The 17,133-nt window shown below is 35.6% G+C and carries 15 protein-coding genes; 10 read left to right on the forward strand and 5 right to left on the reverse strand.

The genetic code is table 11. From position 1 onward, the window contains the following. Positions 1 to 12: 12 nt before the first annotated feature. On the reverse strand, positions 13 to 570 hold the full coding sequence (locus tag CXF85_RS02855) for a hypothetical protein (RefSeq protein ID WP_101227016.1): 558 nt from the start codon (positions 568 to 570) through the stop codon (positions 13 to 15). A 434-nt stretch (positions 571 to 1,004) separates the two neighbouring features. Between CXF85_RS02855 and CXF85_RS02860 the strand changes: the two genes are divergently transcribed. Genes CXF85_RS02860 through CXF85_RS02875 form a run of 4 tightly spaced genes read left to right on the forward strand, consistent with a single transcriptional unit; the run spans position 1,005 to position 5,629 of the window. Continuing rightward, positions 1,005 to 1,604, forward strand: coding sequence for a hypothetical protein (locus CXF85_RS02860; RefSeq protein ID WP_157829015.1), 600 nt, complete (start codon positions 1,005 to 1,007; stop codon positions 1,602 to 1,604). Beyond that, positions 1,604 to 3,604 carry a DDE-type integrase/transposase/recombinase gene (locus CXF85_RS02865; RefSeq protein WP_101227018.1) on the forward strand — a complete coding sequence of 667 codons (2,001 nt, stop codon included), beginning with the start codon at positions 1,604 to 1,606 and terminating at the stop codon, positions 3,602 to 3,604. Before CXF85_RS02860 ends, CXF85_RS02865 begins: the two co-directional genes overlap by 1 nt. 6 nt (positions 3,605 to 3,610) lie before the next feature. Next, positions 3,611 to 4,492, forward strand: coding sequence for a TniB family NTP-binding protein (locus tag CXF85_RS02870; RefSeq protein ID WP_101227019.1), 882 nt, complete (start codon positions 3,611 to 3,613; stop codon positions 4,490 to 4,492). Then, positions 4,493 to 5,629 (forward strand): TniQ family protein, encoded by a 1,137-nt coding sequence (locus tag CXF85_RS02875; RefSeq protein WP_101227020.1) that lies wholly within the window; start codon positions 4,493 to 4,495, stop codon positions 5,627 to 5,629. It begins immediately after the preceding gene. A 1,299-nt stretch (positions 5,630 to 6,928) separates the two neighbouring features. Here CXF85_RS02875 and CXF85_RS02880 read toward each other — a convergent pair. Both CXF85_RS02880 and CXF85_RS02885 read right to left on the reverse strand, forming a co-directional pair. Continuing rightward, positions 6,929 to 7,600, reverse strand: a complete 672-nt coding sequence (locus CXF85_RS02880) for a GNAT family N-acetyltransferase (protein ID WP_101227021.1) — start codon at positions 7,598 to 7,600, stop codon at positions 6,929 to 6,931. Positions 7,601 to 7,770: 170 nt separating this feature from the next. Continuing rightward, positions 7,771 to 8,163: a DUF3192 domain-containing protein gene (locus CXF85_RS02885; protein ID WP_101227022.1), complete on the reverse strand. Its 393-nt coding sequence runs from the start codon at positions 8,161 to 8,163 to the stop codon at positions 7,771 to 7,773. 199 nt (positions 8,164 to 8,362) lie between these two features. On the opposite strand from CXF85_RS02885, the gene CXF85_RS02890 reads away from it, so the two are divergent. Continuing rightward, positions 8,363 to 8,734, forward strand: coding sequence for a DNA-binding protein (locus CXF85_RS02890; RefSeq protein WP_101227023.1), 372 nt, complete (start codon positions 8,363 to 8,365; stop codon positions 8,732 to 8,734). Positions 8,735 to 8,750: 16 nt separating this feature from the next. On the opposite strand, the gene syd is transcribed toward CXF85_RS02890, so the two are convergent. Beyond that, on the reverse strand, positions 8,751 to 9,350 hold the full coding sequence (gene syd, locus CXF85_RS02895) for a SecY-interacting protein (RefSeq protein ID WP_101227024.1): 600 nt from the start codon (positions 9,348 to 9,350) through the stop codon (positions 8,751 to 8,753). Between the two features lie 54 nt (positions 9,351 to 9,404). Here syd and queF point away from each other — a divergent pair, with 54 nt between their 5' ends. Beyond that, positions 9,405 to 10,265 (forward strand): NADPH-dependent 7-cyano-7-deazaguanine reductase QueF, encoded by an 861-nt coding sequence (gene queF, locus CXF85_RS02900; protein WP_101227025.1) that lies wholly within the window; start codon positions 9,405 to 9,407, stop codon positions 10,263 to 10,265. Positions 10,266 to 10,351: 86 nt separating this feature from the next. On the opposite strand, the gene CXF85_RS02905 is transcribed toward queF, so the two are convergent. Further along, positions 10,352 to 12,109 carry a M61 family metallopeptidase gene (locus CXF85_RS02905; protein ID WP_442871855.1) on the reverse strand — a complete coding sequence of 586 codons (1,758 nt, stop codon included), beginning with the start codon at positions 12,107 to 12,109 and terminating at the stop codon, positions 10,352 to 10,354. 352 nt (positions 12,110 to 12,461) lie between these two features. Between CXF85_RS02905 and CXF85_RS02910 the strand changes: the two genes are divergently transcribed. The 4 genes from CXF85_RS02910 (at position 12,462) to CXF85_RS02925 (ending at position 16,851) form a co-directional block, all read left to right on the forward strand. Continuing rightward, complete coding sequence (locus CXF85_RS02910) at positions 12,462 to 14,072, forward strand: GGDEF domain-containing protein (RefSeq protein WP_101227027.1); 1,611 nt, start codon at positions 12,462 to 12,464, stop codon at positions 14,070 to 14,072. 111 nt (positions 14,073 to 14,183) lie between these two features. Continuing rightward, positions 14,184 to 15,530, forward strand: a complete 1,347-nt coding sequence (ppnN, locus tag CXF85_RS02915) for a nucleotide 5'-monophosphate nucleosidase PpnN (protein ID WP_101227028.1) — start codon at positions 14,184 to 14,186, stop codon at positions 15,528 to 15,530. A gap of 2 nt (positions 15,531 to 15,532) precedes the next feature. After that, positions 15,533 to 16,405 carry a flap endonuclease Xni gene (gene xni, locus CXF85_RS02920; protein WP_101227029.1) on the forward strand — a complete coding sequence of 291 codons (873 nt, stop codon included), beginning with the start codon at positions 15,533 to 15,535 and terminating at the stop codon, positions 16,403 to 16,405. Positions 16,406 to 16,425: 20 nt separating this feature from the next. Beyond that, entirely contained in the window at positions 16,426 to 16,851 is a 426-nt protein-coding gene (locus tag CXF85_RS02925; protein ID WP_101227030.1) for a DUF3192 domain-containing protein, read from the forward strand. The last annotated feature ends 282 nt before the right edge of the window (positions 16,852 to 17,133 follow it).

Here is a 17,133-nt window from a genome sequence, read left to right on the forward strand (position 1 = left end):
ATTTACTAAGCACTATTTTGTAGTGCTTTTTCTTCGTCCATCCACTTTCACATTCATCTCTCTCTTAAAATCATCAGGTATCAAGTCATCTTTAATTAAAAGCCTTTCTCTAAAAACATTTCTTCGCTTTTTTAATGACAATCGTTCTGTAAATGAGTGTTCAAGTAAATATAAGGGCATAAGATCATGGCGCTTTATGTTACGTTCTTCCGCACTATCAGTCGTAACACCAACCCTCTCGTAAGCACTTTTAAGCGCATACTCAATAAACATTGCTTTATCAATTTTATATCCTTTACACCAAATCATTAAATCATCAATCAACTCTTGGTTCATTCGAATAGAGTAGCTTTCAAGGTTGCTCTCTTTTTTATATTTTTGAGTTAAATATTTATAAGCTAAGTCTGTATTTTTGGAAAAATATAGAAAATCTCTTTTCAAAAAATCTAACTCATATTGAACAAAAAGCCCCGCCCATTGTGCCGCACGTAAATGTAAATCCTCAGCCATTTTTTTAAAATTAGTAACACAATCACTATCTATTTTTATATTTCTTGAAGAATTAGGCATAATTAAAAACTCACTTGCGTCATTTGACGCAACCCATTGATAGATTAAAAAATTTAAGAGTAATACTCGATATTTTTATACAAATAAGACTCTTTAGCAATGAATTTGCCCAAAGAAATCAAAAGTAATAGCCTCAAGGCAAAATTTTAAAAGAAAAATCAGATTTAAGATAACATAACTCAATTTGAGCCATGTTTAAAATCAACAGCTTACCTCAACTACCTGTGCATTAATCGACCTATATCCGCATAAAACACAACCACATTTACTTCTGTATGCTAAGTCGTTTAAATAGCCTCAAACTAGTTGTTTTAATTAGTTTTTTCACTATCACTCTCTCTTGATTATTTTAAAGAAACAACCTTAACTAATTATTAAGGACTGTTTTTTTTAATCAGGAAAATGATTAAAAATATAATTACTAAGGCTTTCATATGTCAAAAAGAAGATACGAGAAACACAGAGGAAATGGCTCGAACAAATTTTATGGGCACAAAATAAATAGTCACGTATGGTGCGGAAGCAATAATGAGCGAAGTCGCTTCTTAATGCTTGAGTTTGATGAAAATGTTATTAGCTACTCCACACAACCGGAAACTTTTGATGTTTATGGTATTGAGTATTCACCTGACATCCTTGTCCACACCAAACGAGATGGCGACTATTACGAAGAGGTTAAAGGTGACTATTATTTAAAGAAAGATGGCTTTGAAGAACGTTTTGAACTTCAACAGAAGTGCGTAAAGGCACTATCCCGATTACCACTTCGCCTTGTCACGGAGTCAAAAATTAAAAAAGCGCCACTGCGCACTTTAAATCGACTAAACAAATATCAAAGACAAGACATAAACAAAGATATTGATATAAAAAAACTACCAACTAAACCGATCCTGTTTTCTCAGCTTCAAGATATTATTTTTTCAAAGTTCAATGCCGATATTGGCGATGTCTGGACACTGTTTTCCCATTCTATTTTTACGTTTGATTTTAAAGCAGAACTTACACCAGATACCTTGGTTTGGAGAGCGCGCTAATGAGTAACATGTTAATGATGAGTGAACAATTCAAACTTGGCGAAAAATTCTTTGATGATGAGCAAAATGAATTTGAGCTGATATTTAATGACAATAAAAAGGTCGTTCTCTGTTGCGAAGAAAGTTTAGAAAAATCTATGGTCAAGAAAACTGCCTATTTCTTTGAAATGATTACTAACGAAACCATCTATCCTGTTTACTTGCATAATGCGTATATTGAAGAACTAACCCCTAAACAAAAGGAAAAATTAGCCAAGCGAAAACCCTACATCCAAATATTAGAGAAGTTAGTTGAAGATGAGGGGATAAAAGCAACAACCCTAAAAACTTACAAGCGACTCACTTCAATGGTTGAAGAGGAATTTGGTATTTATGACCACCCTTCAAAGTCCTATATAGCTGAATGGTGGAAACTTTATATTGATAGAGATTGCACCCTAGAAGATACAATTCCACAAGATAAAGAGGCATCGACAAGGTTCAATGAACCAACTGAAGCATTGATATCAAGGTTTCTTCAAAAAGTATGGCTTAAATCAAAATCAAGTAATGTTTCTGCCGCCTTTTCTCTTTACGAAGACAAAGCTATTGAATTAAGAAAAACAAACCCCGCGATTAAAAAGGCCAGTATCAAAGCATTCAAGAAAAGACTTGGAAAACTTACTGAACTAGAGTTGATTTTATCTTCAGGAAGCAGAGCAAAAATAGCACAAACCTTCAGAACGCTTTGCAAAAAGATTGTAACTACAGGCGCTCTTGAAAGAGTTGAAATGGATGGTTTATCTCTCAATCTTGCGCTTATAGATGAGAAAACAGGGACAGTATCAGGGAATATCACCCTGTACATTGCTATTGATTGTCATACACGCTATCCGGTATCAGTTACTTTTGAGTTAGGTGAAAAAGAAAGTACCGATTCGGTAGTACACCTCACTAAGAATATGTTTATAAACATGTGTGATGAACTCAATGCTAGCGGACTCCCAATGCTGTTAGTTGTTGATAATGGCCCTGGGTTTAAGTCCTTTATAATGAAAAAACTTGCTGAGCGCCTACGCATCGACTACATCAACACTCCATCAAATATGCCATGGAAAAAGCCTTTTATAGAGTCATTTAACAACACCATCAGGCAAGAATTTTTTGAGGGGTTAGTTTATACAGATAAGAAGAATAATGACTTTATCGGGCTACCTGGATACTTAGGTAAAAGGACATCACAAAAATCTCGTCAAACCACCGATAAAACAATAAAAAAAGCAGCAGCACTTACCATCGAAAATTTTCGTGAATTACTAACAGACTGGCTAATACATTATGTCAATCAACCTCACAAAAGCTTAAATGGTAAGACTCCTCAGCAAGCTTGGGATAAAGCTTGTGAAGATGAACCCCCTGTCCAATACAACTATGAAAAAAATACTCATGTATTTCACATCCATGAAACGAAGAGAATTATTGAAGAACGTGGAGTAATAGATCTTGATTGTCAAAAGTTCACTAGCCCTAAGGACACTAAGGAACTCAAACGTTTATATAATGAAATAAAGCTTTGCGCCCCTGATTCTGATGCTAAAGTAACAGTAAAATATGACAAAGAAGATGCAAGAAGCATCACTGTCATTGGTCGTCCAAAAGGAATGTTAACCCCTATAGTGATTGAAGTGCCTCATCGGGAATATGGTGACTTTCCACAGCCGATTAGCTTTGCTGAACTGAAGGCAGACAGAGTCATTGTTCCTAGACGTGCACTATTCAAAGTTAGCCTTGACCCCATAAAGCAGATAACTAAACCACAAAAGTCCGGTAAAAAGATCCCTGACGCGAAGAAAAACATAGGGAAATATCCAAGTGCCGATGACCGCATAAATGCTAACAATCAAAGCCTATACCCTAAGGATAAGCTAACAAAAGAGTTTACCACTAAAATGAAAAAAGCCTCTAAAGCTGATTTAGCTAAGCTTAATGGTCAAGGTGAACTTTGGGATGGGGAGTTCTAAATTCTCATGTTTTATTACCCTTGCCTGACAGAAGCACTTGATATAATTGAGCGTTTGCATCACCACAAAACGAAGTATGCATACTCTGGATTATTCACAGGCCTGTCAGGTCGAGGTAAAACATACTTAGCAAAACATTATCAATCTCAATATCCAATCCATTTCAACCGAGAAAAAACGTCACAGCCCGTAATATACTGTCGTTTAAAGGCCCCTAGAACAAATATTGGTTTGTTAGAGCAGTTAATTAAATCTCTAGGGGCACCCTTATACAAACACTCTTCTAATGCCGAGGAATTAGAAGAGCGCTTAATCTCTTTATTTATTGAGCATAAGGTTCAATTAGCTATAGTCGACGAGGTACAAGAATGTTTAACTACAGTAGATGGCATAAATGCACAACGCATGGCAAAGCAGTTTGCCAGTATCCTTGATTCAGCTAAGCTACCCTTTATCCTCTTAGGTACACCGAGCGCAACTCGTTTACTAAACTTAAAATATGGTACACCAACATCCAATCTAAGCGGTGAAGAGCAATTATCTCGCCGTTTCATTAGCGAGTATAAAATAGCGTCTGTACCCCAGCGTAGTAAATTATGGTTAGACTGTGTTAATTACTTCTGCAAGAATTTTGACGTTTCTTCATTTACTTTTAACGATAAACAATTTCTTAACCGGATCTACATTTCTACACATGGCAGATTAGGGTTGTTGCAAAAGTTATTTGACTTTTTACCCATTAAAGCTGTTCAACAGCCCATCACTATAAAAGATTGCCTGGAAGCACATGACTTTGCAATGAACTCTTCAACTCTCAATCCATTTGATATCAAAGCCCTCTCTGACGATGAAATCGTTGACTTACTGGACTTGTGGAAGGAAGGTTAGATGCTTTTAACTGTCACCCCTCCTATGATCGACGATGAGTGCTTACCTAGTTATTTATTGCGATTAACACAACGTAATGGATTTAGCTCAACCAATGATTGGCTAAACTTGCATACTTTCCATGCCGCAATGACAGGTCATTTATCAGCTCGTCAAACTGATGAGTTATTTTCTAAAGTTGGGGATGTCATAACTTCCAACCAATGCGTGTTCTCTGGGAACATGTCTCCACTATTTATATCGCCTACGTTACTACAGCCGCGTATATGCCCTGAATGTATTAAAGAGTATGGCTATATAAAAAGTGAATGGCTGAGTATAAATAATCTGGTGTGCTTTAAGCATGACTGTTTATTAGTTGATTATTGCAGACACTGTCATCAACAATTGCAATGGAGTATTAGTTTACTAACTAACCAGTGTTCAAATCCTGATTGTAATAAATCAATTAATCTATCCAGCTTTGAAACATTACCCTCTGACCTAACTATCCAACAAATATCTGATTGCTTGGTCGCACAATTTTTCTATAATAAAGTTGATGTCACCATATTGCCTAAATTAAAAAATTTTGAAATGAACCATTTCAATAATCAACTAATGATGGGATACCGACTACTAAATGATAAAAAAACATTTGAAAAATGGTTGGCTTTACTTAACCTGAAATCACTCCAACACAGGGAGTTTCCAGAAGATATCAGGCTTTATCCTTGGCAATTGCTGACAAAGAGCATCCAATGCAACTGGCCTAATTTAAATAGAACCACTGATGGAAAGTTCGAATCTACAAGCTCAAAGGCTCCCACCTACCCCATACCACTAAAAATACCCGCCGAACAATTGATGAGAAGCTTAGGAATATCAACCTTTCAATTAAGGGATGTATTATCACTAATTGACCAGAGTTACCTTTCTAATAAAAGGGTTTCACCTAAACGACAAATCGATATGGTAGCTCTCTCTTCAAAACTAATAAACAACAGCACGAGCATAAAAAAAGGGAGAACAATATCAGAAGTCACATCTGATAATAGTGATAAATTGACAGAGCTCTATATTGCAATTATGTCTAATACAATTTCCTTTAACTACTCACCTAAACAAAACTATAAAACCTCAATAACTATCAGCTAGCCTTAATCTAAGCTTATATCTACCATCAACATCCGATACAACCGCAGAATTCCCTAAAACCAGACCTATTTATAAATAACTTGCAGTTATTGTTTTTTTTAGTATATTAAACACATAATATCAAAACGACATATCTACTTGATTTATAAGAAATAATAAATACAAGATGTAGGTGCTATTTCGTGGTGTTTTCCAGAGTTAAAGGTTTAACTCTGGAAAATAGACTCTAGTTAACTATTTGATTTTAAAGAAAGACAAAAAGCTGGAAATCCAGTCACGAAGGTATATCCCCAGGTGAGTAGGTAATATGAAATTTAAAGAGAGCGGCATCGAAATTTTTATAAAACAATACAATTTACAACTGACAAATAAAAAATGCGACTCATTGAGTCGCATCTCTATATCTAGCTTATACGGTGCGTCCTGCACACATATTTAATGATCTCATTTCTTCCTTGAACATCTATCCCTAGTATATTCCTTATGAGTCCACTCATATCCATTGTGGGTAACCATTAGTTTGCCCATTTAATCATCCGTAATTAGTGTCTTCCTGACCCTATTTCCCTTAAAGTGTACAATTCAACCAGTCCGTGTTGTTATCCCTAAATTAACTTTCCGTAGTTAATATTCCTTTGTAATAGTCTTCCTTAACTACTCTCTTCCTGACCTTGGTAATCCTTACCAAGCCACATCCTTGTTCATTCTATCCATAGTGGCATCCTACCACTAGACTTCATCCGTAAAGCCTCCTTGTTAAACCCTATTCTAAATAACACCAAGTATCATTTAGAATTAAAGCATCCTGCTTTAGGTTTTCCCTTTTATTTTACACAAGTATCCTTACTTACATCTTCCTTGAAGTACATCCATGCATCCTATTTACTCAACTCAATCCCTAAGTTATGTTACCTTCCTAGGTAAGTCCTTTAGTTACTAAATTCCATTTAGTAACTTCATCTTCCTTAATTGCATTACAAGTAATGCTAAAGCCCCCTGCTCCTTGTCTTCCTGACATGATAAATAATACACCTAAATAGCGTTTAACGGAGTTTGTTAACAAAAATGAACTAAGTGTAATAGAGATATAAAAAATAATTTTATTTATTATTTGTTATTAATCAATTAGATATGATTTACAGTTTCAATATTATCGCAATGATTGCCAATATATCTCACAGTGATGTAAGACATGTCTTACAAAAAAAATAGCACTTTGTCGGTGCTATTTTTTATTAGGGAATAAAATTAGGATAGGAGTGATCAAATACAAGCTAGAAGCGAGTGATAAATAAACCGTTATTCTTCTTTATCTCGATAGTGGACCATCACCGCGCCACAGACATTTCCGACGGTGACCTCTTTTACCGTGTGATAATCAACATGTTTGAAGAATTCTTTGAATTTGCCAGAGGTTGCATACACTGCAACCCCCTCGCTATCGGGATGTTCATCAAGCACGGTATTAACAGCTGCCATTAAGTAGTGACCAAAACCATGCTGCTGATGCAGTGGGTGCACCGCAATGAATGACAGGAAATGAAAAACGTTCAACGGAACTGCTGCCAATACCGTTTGTTCTTTTTGCATCATTTGTTTGGTACTAAAGTAACCTGCATTTAACAGCATTTTTAAACGCCAATGCCAAAAACGATCACTTGCTAATGTTTCATCTGGGCTATTGATACAAGCAACACCAACCATAGCTTCACCCAAGTACAAACCAATCATGGGTTGTTTGGCTTGCCAAAAAGCATTCAGTTCTTCCCTAATAGCACCACGAAGACGTTGCTCATAATCTTCTTTGTCGCTATTGAAAATATCTAAAAAAACGGGATCATCATGATACGCTTGATATAAAAGTGACGCAGCTAACTTCAATTCATGGGCACTTAAATAAGTCGCTCGAATATTAACGTCTTGATTTATTTTACTATCAACACTACTTTCTACCGATACTGTATCACTCATTATTATCTCCTACTCTGACGGTGGGTTATTTTTTAATCTACCGTCCCACCATAACAGTATAATTTCAAAGAGGTCAAATAGAATAAATTTTATAACAAATATGCAGTCTAAAATCGAAACAAAAAAATACCCCGCTATGCGAGGTATTTTATAATAAATTTAATGTATGATTAATTAGCTATAACTTCTTCAGTTTTTGAATAATCACCACCATTACCTGTTTCAACTAACTTACCGTTGATAAACTCTAGGAAAGTACACTCATCTTTTGTCGTTAAGCCATCTTTATGTTTGCGCTGGGTTCGATAATATAAAACGCGTACTGTGTTCTCGCCATCAGTATAAGTTTCAGAAAAGTCAGAAACCCCTAGTTTTTCTTGCATATCCATAAAAGAAGCACCTAACTGTACTTTGGCAACATTCTTACGGTTTTTATAAGTTCGGTCTTCACTATCTCCCATAAACCCACTATCAACGCCATCATCATTTATTTTAATCACACAGCCCGATAATGTCATAGCGAGTGGTGCTGCAATCAGTAAAGCAATTATTGATTTTTTCATGTCTAATATTCCCTAGGGGTACAATGTTATAATTATATTAATTTTCTTTACTTACTAAACAGCAACAAACAAGCCAACAACGCAAACCTTTGAATTAATTAATCTTTTCAAAACAAGCATGATAAAGTCCGAGACATTTTTAGTTATATTGGCTAAAATATAGTTAAATTAATTAATTATATTTAAATCAGTAAGTAAAATGACAATTATCGATGAAATTTTAATCTGTGCGAATCAATTGGCCAACGCAGGTACAAAACCAACAGTAGCCTTAGTAAAAGCAAAACTAAGTCAACGTGCGCCTTTGGCTACGTTAATAACTGCCTTAAAAAGTTGGCAACATCAACCTGACTTCATTGCGCCCATTAACAACCCGGCAGATCAAGAAGTAAATCAAGATTCATCTACACAAAACACCGCTGAGCTACTTGAATCATTACTTAAAGAAGATGGCGCAATTAAAAAAATTATCCAACAATCAGTCGCTCAAGAGTTAGCAGATATGAGAACTGAGCTAGCTGAAATGAAATTGCTCATTAATAAGTTAACTGAGCAACTCAGTAAGCAGTAACATCTGCTTTATTCTATTATTTTTCAGTCAGTAAACTCTTTTGCGTTAGCTGACTTATGAAATCAACTAATGAGTCACTAAGTTTTTTATGTGGCTTACAACCAACGCGTTCAACCCAGACTTCACCACTGTTATTATCTAGAGAGATAATCATATCTTCTTCATCGGTGACAGCAAAAAAAATAGTTTCAGCTTGCTTTAACTTTTGCTTCATTAAGATATGACCAATAAGGTTTTCTTGTAATCGGTCAAAATCTTCTTTATTCCAAGCAAAAAGAAGCGATAGTTCACCTTCTTCACACAGTGCTTCAATATCACCACTAAAAATAGTAGTAAAATAGGTTTTAATATCCTGATGTAATTCAAGATTTAATGCTGACTCAACATTGCTAAAAGAGAGCGACTCTTCCTTGTTATCAATCGATTCACCACTGTCCATTGCAACAGGCTGCCAGTAATGCTGACTTTCATCATGTGGGCCTAACTCACAAGGCGATAACCACTGTTCATCATGTTCCACTGTAGGCAAGTGCCCGAATTGTTCGATGTGTTGTTGACTATAGTCTTTACTAAAGTTTAAAAGCGTTTGCGCTAAAGTTATATTTGTAGATGTCATATAAAGAAAAGATCCTTTAAAATAGCGAGATACTAGCTCACTACTGAAAAATTTATGGCCAATTATCAAAATGCGACTGAACTAAGCAAGTTAACACTGGGTAAAAGTACACAATATTGCAGCGAATATACCGCAGATTTGCTACAAGGAGTACCTAGAAGTTTAAATAGGGATGACTTAGCGCTAAATCAAAGCAATTTACCGTTTATTGGTGAAGATGTTTGGTATGGTTATGAATTATCATGGCTTAATGAAAAAGGTAAGCCAGTCGTTGCTGTGGCTGAGTTTCGCTTTGCTTGTACCAGTGAAAATATTGTTGAGTCAAAGTCGTTCAAGCTCTATTTAAATAGCTTTAATCAAACACGTTTTGCTAGTATTAAAGATGTTGAACAAATATTAACTAAAGACTTATCTAAAATTGCGGGCTCAAAAGCAAAAGTCAGTTTATTTGGTGTTGATCACTGTCCTGCTTTAGATATTGCCAAAAACTCAGATAATTATTTCTGTATTGATGGTGAAGATATCAGTATTGATAACTATCAATATGATGCAAAATTGCTCGCTGAGGCACAAAATAAAGAGCATGACTCTCAAGTTGAAGAGTATTTAGTTAGTCACTTATTAAAGTCTAACTGTCTAATAACCAATCAACCCGATTGGGCAAGTATTTATATTCACTATCGTGGCAATGCTATAGACCATGCTGCACTTTTGAAATATTTAATTTCCTTTCGTCAGCATAATGAATTTCATGAACAATGTGTCGAAAGAATCTACTGCGATTTGCAGCAATTCTGTCAACTTGATGAATTAACTATTTTCGCACGTTACACCAGGCGAGGTGGATTAGATATCAACCCATTTAGAAGTAGTCATATTAACCAAGCCCCATTTGCCAGAACTCTGCGTCAGTAGCTCCACCACCTTTATTACTATCAATAAAAAAGCATTAAAGCGACATGATTAGGTCACTTTAATGCTTTGTTTTATTTAGTTTTAAGCTATTTATTCTGTGGAAAATCGACACCTGTCCACGCTTTAAATAAGGCCTTTTGTTCTATACTTGCTTTGACGATAGGAATGATTTTCAGCTTGTTTTTAGGAATTTCATCAAGCTCAAGCGTTGTTGTTGTTAACTTGTCTCTACGAAAATAAGTAATAGTGATACTTTGCTTTGGTTTAAAATCTTTTAAACGATTTGAAAGATCCTTTTCGACTATGCGTAAGCCATCAATCGCGACGATGACATCTTCTGTAGTCATGCCTGCATGCCATGCAGGGCTATTCTTTTCAACTGATGAAACAATTAGGCCCTGAGTACTTTGTTTAGTTTTTAGGCCCGTCCACACTTTTGATTTATTATTTAACTTATCTTTGTCACTTTTAGCATAACTCATCTCTAGACCCGCTTTAGCCAATAAAAGACTAAAATCTATTTCTGTCGTTCCTTGAATATTTTCTTGCCACCAAACTTGATAATCGGCACCGGTGATTTGCTTCAATATAGTCAAAACATCGTCTTCATTATAACTTTTTGGTAGGCGATGTTGCTGATAAAGTTGGTTGTGCGCATTACGATAACTTTTTGCTAAAGCGGTTTTGGTCAGAATATCAAAATCAAGTAACCAAGAGGCTAAAAAGCCTTCCGAATAAATATTAACGCTATGATTATTACCATAATCACCACCTTCACTTATCCAAGCGTCAAAGCTCGCTTCCGCCACACTTTGACTTTTCTTACCGGGTTTATGGGAATGTGACGTGATACGTTCAGCTAAAGTGGTAAAAAACTCATCTGTGGTCATTAAATTACCACGCAATAAAAGTTGGTATTGAAAATAACTGGTTGAACCTTCAACCAACCATAACAAATTAGAATAATTTTCTTGTTGGTAATCATAAGGCACAATACCATGTGGACGATATTGCTTTACATTCCATGTATGAACAAACTCATGAGCCGCAGTAGCAATAAAACCAAGATAATCTTTACGGGTGGAAAATTTAAAGCGCGATCGTTGAATAATAGTTGAATTAACATGCTCTGTTGCACCGCGAGCGCCACTTGTAGCATGCACCATAAAAACATAACGTTTAAAAGGGTATCCTTGCCAAATATGCTTACTCTGTTTTACCAATACTTGTAAATCTTCAAGCATTTTCGCACTGTCGTAATTACCTTCTCCCCAAATGACCAGTTCATACTGACGACTATCGACGATAAACTCATGATGTTCGTTAATACCCGTTTCAATTGGTGAATCTACTAATTGGTCATAATTTGTAGCTATAAATTGATGGCTATTAGCCCCCGTTTCAAGTCCCGAAAAACTGCGCCATAATTCAGGCACTGCAAGCTGAACCGTATGGACTGAATTTCTACTTGCCTCACTGTACATAACGACGGCAGAACTATCCAAAAAAGCATGGCTATCATCTATATGGCGAGTTCTTTTTGCCAATTGATTAGCATACACTTGGTAGCTTAAATGAACCTTTTTATTTTTGGTGCCACTCACTTGCCAAGTATGTTTGTTAATTTTACGCCAACTAAGCACATTACCTTGACTATCCTTAGCAACAAACTCACGAATTCCGTTAGCTAAGTTCAGTGTTTCATACCGTCCTGTACGCCAAGTTGGTAAATTAAAATTAACTTGTTCACCATTTACTTGCTCAAACTTAAGTTCTACGATGGCTAGGTGATGCTCAGGTTGCTCTATGCTAATGTTTACTTTTACACTTGCATGAGCTGACATTAGTTGTGCAAAAAATAAAGATATTGCTATTATTAATTTAATTTTATGGTTAAACACGCGAATTAGTTCTCTCATTAAGGGGGAAAAGTTGGTTGTTTTAAAGTTGAGTTATTTTAACAAAGAATAAATACTCAATACTATGAAAAGTTAACATAGGGCAATGAAAGTTAAATCTTTTTATCTTTATGCTGATAAATAACGTTTTTATGTTATAAATTGTCTTATACTAAGATCAAAGTAAAAGTTGTAAACTAGGTTATCTACCTAGTAGGAAAAATATTAAAAAATCATATGAATTTTTTACCTCAATGACTCACTTTGCATCACTCTTAATAAAGGATTAATTGGTTTTATGAATGACAGTACTGTTGCTAAAAAGCAGCTAGTTGCACTAAAAAGAAAACTTGATGGCGCAATCGAGTCTCGTAGTTCACTAGAAGATGATTTTAATCTGCATTCCAACCTGCTCATTCAATTTATTAGCAAGTTATCACTGATTTCCAAAGGTATAGACCTTGAATTAGATAACCGTTTAGCGCAATTACGTACTTTATTTACCAAATCAGCGCCAATCTCTGACATTCAAGAAAAAATCCTTATCATTTCTAAATTATTACAACAACATAGTTTAACCAATGAAAAGAACATTTCTCATATGCATGAACAATTTAATCAAGCAGGGGAAAGTTTACAAAAAATAAATGGTTTACCTAGTAACTTACGTAGAGATCTACGTGCTTTATTAACTGAAACAAAAGACAGTAAAGATGCTTTAATTCAATATGTTCCTTTACTGAGTCAATTATTAAGCTTTTATGATCACGCCTTAAAAGCTAAAAGTTCAACACCAGTACAGGGGCTTTTGCAGCCTAAAAAAATTATTGACACACCAAATAAATCGTCAAATGATCATGATTCAACAACGTTTGATGCCAGTATACTTGAAAAAATATCGGTATCTCTAAGTTCACTACCCTTATCTAAAGGCCATACCAACGAATTATTAGCTATTAAGAAAAAATTAATGGCTGATCAATCAAGTGATGAAGTGCTGCATCACCTAATAGATATATTTGATGTCATTGTTGCAGACTTTAAAGATGAAAAAAGCAGTGCTGAACATTTCCTAACTAACCTAAGCGCAACACTAACAACAGTTCAAAGTGCCGTTAAAGAAACAATAGCTTCACAAAAAAGCTCTCAGCTCACTAATGACAAAATAAACCTGAAACTGCAAGGTCAACTAACTGATATGACCGGTAGTGTTGAAAAAGCATTGTCATTGAACCAAGTTAAAGAAGATATTAATGAGAAGCTACAATGTATTGCCAGTACGTTAGAGCAAAAATCAAAGTTTGAGCAACAAAATCATCAACAATTAGCTAACAAACTTAATGAGATGTCTACAAAAGTTGAACAACTTGAGCAGCAAAGTAAAGTCTTTGAAGAGAAACTTGCTGAACAACAAAAAAAGAGCATGCAGGATGCGCTAACCAAACTTGCTAACAGAGCCGCTTTTGATGACTTTTTTGCTAAAGCCATGGTACGTTTTCATCACAAACCTTTTGAACTTGCCCTCGCTGTTATAGATATTGATGATTTCAAAAAAATCAATGATACCTATGGTCATACTGCCGGCGATAAAACACTACAAGTCATTGCTAACTCTATTGTAAAAAATGTTAGCAAAGATGTTTTTGTTGGCCGTTATGGCGGTGAAGAATTTGTTTTAATTTACTCAAAAACTCAAGTAGAAACACTAACCGATGAACTTAATAATCTCAATAAATATGTCGCTAGACTTCCTTTTAAGTTTAAAAGTAATAAAGTAAGTATTACTCTTTCAATTGGTGCTACTCATATAAAGTCTGATGATAACATCCATATTGCTTTCGAACGTGCTGATCAAGCAATGTATAAAGCTAAAAAACAAGGTAAAAATCAAGTAATTTACACTAAGTAATTAATCTTAACTAATAATGTGAATTGGCTAATCAATAACAGCCTTTAACACCTCATGAAACTGCTGTAATTTCATCACCATATATTGGTCATTAGCATAAAGGAGTCAATTATGCATACTCAAATTAACCCTGTTGGCAATATGAACTTGCTTTCACAAACTGAAGTAGACCAACTGCAACAGTCTGCAAGTAGTACCTTATATAAACTTTATCGAAATTGTTCTCTTGCCGTACTTAACGCTGGCTCAAATACTGATGATGCTGAAGAAATATATCAAGCGTATCTTTCATTTGAAATACAAGTATTGAGGCGAGAGCGCGGCGTCAAGATTGATTTAAAGAATCCCCCTACTCATGCCTTTGTTGACGGTAAAATTATAAGAGGTATTAGAGAGCATCTTTCGGCCGTATTACGCGATATCCTTTTTCTCAATAGCCGATATAAAACAATGCCAAGCTCATCTGAGGCTATCACTGACGCTACTTTTGATATTCTAAGAAATGCAAATGTTATACTACCCGAAACCGAGCCCAATTTAGTTACCTGTTGGGGCGGTCATTCAATCAAACACAATGAGTATAAATATACTAAAGATGTAGGTTACCAACTTGGCTTACGCGGCTTTAATATCTGTACAGGCTGTGGCCCAGGGGCTATGAAAGGTCCGATGAAAGGGGCTACCATTGGTCATGCTAAACAGCGAATTAAAGAAGGACGTTATGTCGGGTTAACAGAACCAAGCATTATAGCTGCAGAGCCGCCCAACCCAATTGTCAATGAACTAGTCATCATGCCAGATATTGAAAAACGTTTAGAAGCATTCGTTCGCATGTCTCATGGTATTATTATTTTCCCTGGTGGAGCCGGAACTGCCGAAGAGCTACTCTACATTTTGGGCATTATGCTCAACGACAAAAATGCCGAACAAAAATTACCTATTATTCTTACCGGACCTGAGAGTGCTGTTGAATACTTTAATGAGATAGATGCTTTTATCGGTGCTACGCTTGGTGAAAAGGCTCAATCGTTATACCAAATTGTGGTTGATGATGCCGTTAAAGTTGCCCAATTAATGAAGAATGATCTAGGTAAAGTACTCGCGCATAGAAAAGAAACGGGTGATGCTTTTCACTTTAACTGGTCACTTATGATAGCAGATGATTTCCAACACCCTTTTGAGCCTACACATGAGAATATGGCAAATTTAAATATTAGCCAAGACCTTCCTACAGCAGAACTAGCGGCTAATTTACGCCGTGCATTTTCAGGCATAGTCGCAGGTAATGTAAAATCAGGTGGCATCAAAGCAATTAGAGAGTTTGGTCCTTTTGAAATATCGGGGGATAAGAGGATCATGGCACTCATGGATAAGCTACTTGCTTCATTTGTCGAACAACAACGTATGAAGCTACCGGGTAGCAAATATGTTCCATGTTATAAAGTAGTAGAGAGTTAACATTGGCCGCTCATTTAATACTTATAGACGCTCTAAACTTAATACGTCGTATATACGCAGTACAAGAGCGTCCTTTTACCCAGATAAAGCATCAAGATAGTGATGCTTTATCTGCTAGTACACTAAAGCAAGTACTTTTTAATACCCAAAATACCTGTGTAAATGCTTTAACAAAGATCATCGCTCAGCATGAACCTACACACGCTCTGGCAGTATTTGATAGTCAGCAGCCTTGTTGGCGTTATCAGCTTTTTGAGGGCTATAAAAAAGGCAGAAAACAAATGCCTGACCATCTTGCGAATAAATTAATAGAAATACAAGATGCTTTTATGGATCAAGGGGTTGATTCACTCACGTCTGATGCAGATGAGGCGGATGATCTTATTGCTACGTTAGCAGTAAAAATGGCGCTTCACGGCCAAAAGGTAACTATTATTTCGACGGACAAAGGCTTTCTTCAGCTACTTAGTCCTAATATTCATATTTATGATTACTTTAATCGTCGTTATATGGATGAAGAGCATGTTCAAAATAAATTTAATGTTAAGTATTCTCAACTGATAGATTTTTGGACGTTAACTGGTGACAATACCAATAAGATTGAAGGGGTTAGCGGTATTGGCCAAGTCAATGCAGCTAAATTACTTAATCAATATGGTTCATTAAAAGCAATACTTAGCGCGACAGACTTGAAGAGCTCTATCTCAGAAAAGTTAACTAACAGTCTCGAGCAAATGGATTTAGCAAGAAAGTTATTAACATTAAAGCAAGATATCCCTTTAGGTTTTAATTTAAAAGACATCCGCTTAACAAGCCCTTCACCTGCCGCCGAAATTAATGGTAATATAATTGCCATTAATGCTGAAAGAAGCTAATTGTAAAAAGATAAAATACTATGAATAAGAAAGTAATCGGCAGAATTCTACTCGCGCTAACGGTTTATGCCATTTTTGTTGCCCTTGTTGTTACCTTTTATGATGACAGCCCAGACCAAATGAAATGGGATGACAAAGAAGCTTACAATCGACAATTTATTGCTAAGATAAAATTAGATAAATTTACTTTTGAACAAGCATTAACTCAGTTAGGAAGCCCCAATATTACTGAAGCGAGAACAGTTAATGACGTTAACTACCAAGTGATGTTTTATCGTACTCAACATGTGAAGTCAGATGGTATTACCACACAAGATGAATGTACCTTTTTATTATTTGTTAACGGTATGCTTAAAGAAATTGGTTTAGGAGATCATTATCCTGAGCAATGGGGCATCATTAAAAACCACCTCAGCATAGAAAAATCCCTACCCACTATAGACTAAAGTCAGATTGCTACTTACTAAGTTAACCTCTACTATTATTTGTTGAGTTACTAGCCCCTGAAAATATAAATTTTCGGGGGCTATACTGAAAACTTTCAAGCTCGCTTACATAGCACCAACATGATATAAAATACACTTATAAAGCACTGAGCTGACCACTTGGTCTCTAGGCTTTACTTGAGTAAATTTTCCTCAGCTATGCATTATGAAATTAATTATCTTTATGTCGTTGTTAAGTCAAACTTTAACTAACGATATATTATTCCAAAGTATTATGACAAG

The sequence above is a fragment of the Colwellia sp. 75C3 genome (assembly GCF_002836255.1).
Classification (GTDB): Bacteria; Pseudomonadota; Gammaproteobacteria; order Enterobacterales; family Alteromonadaceae; genus Colwellia.

What these genes read in the sequence shown, in the direction of transcription:
- CXF85_RS02855 (WP_101227016.1), bottom strand. Translation starts at nt 570, where the DNA reads ATGCCTAATTCTTCAAGAAATATAAAAATAGATAGTGATTGTGTTACT.
- CXF85_RS02860 (WP_157829015.1), top strand. Translation starts at nt 1,005, where the DNA reads ATGTCAAAAAGAAGATACGAGAAACACAGAGGAAATGGCTCGAACAAA.
- CXF85_RS02865 (WP_101227018.1), top strand. Translation starts at nt 1,604, where the DNA reads ATGAGTAACATGTTAATGATGAGTGAACAATTCAAACTTGGCGAAAAA.
- CXF85_RS02870 (WP_101227019.1), top strand. Translation starts at nt 3,611, where the DNA reads ATGTTTTATTACCCTTGCCTGACAGAAGCACTTGATATAATTGAGCGT.
- CXF85_RS02875 (WP_101227020.1), top strand. Translation starts at nt 4,493, where the DNA reads ATGCTTTTAACTGTCACCCCTCCTATGATCGACGATGAGTGCTTACCT.
- CXF85_RS02880 (WP_101227021.1), bottom strand. Translation starts at nt 7,600, where the DNA reads ATGAGTGATACAGTATCGGTAGAAAGTAGTGTTGATAGTAAAATAAAT.
- CXF85_RS02885 (WP_101227022.1), bottom strand. Translation starts at nt 8,163, where the DNA reads ATGAAAAAATCAATAATTGCTTTACTGATTGCAGCACCACTCGCTATG.
- CXF85_RS02890 (WP_101227023.1), top strand. Translation starts at nt 8,363, where the DNA reads ATGACAATTATCGATGAAATTTTAATCTGTGCGAATCAATTGGCCAAC.
- syd (WP_101227024.1), bottom strand. Translation starts at nt 9,350, where the DNA reads ATGACATCTACAAATATAACTTTAGCGCAAACGCTTTTAAACTTTAGT.
- queF (WP_101227025.1), top strand. Translation starts at nt 9,405, where the DNA reads ATGGCCAATTATCAAAATGCGACTGAACTAAGCAAGTTAACACTGGGT.
- CXF85_RS02905 (WP_442871855.1), bottom strand. Translation starts at nt 12,109, where the DNA reads ATGTCAGCTCATGCAAGTGTAAAAGTAAACATTAGCATAGAGCAACCT.
- CXF85_RS02910 (WP_101227027.1), top strand. Translation starts at nt 12,462, where the DNA reads ATGAATGACAGTACTGTTGCTAAAAAGCAGCTAGTTGCACTAAAAAGA.
- ppnN (WP_101227028.1), top strand. Translation starts at nt 14,184, where the DNA reads ATGCATACTCAAATTAACCCTGTTGGCAATATGAACTTGCTTTCACAA.
- CXF85_RS02925 (WP_101227030.1), top strand. Translation starts at nt 16,426, where the DNA reads ATGAATAAGAAAGTAATCGGCAGAATTCTACTCGCGCTAACGGTTTAT.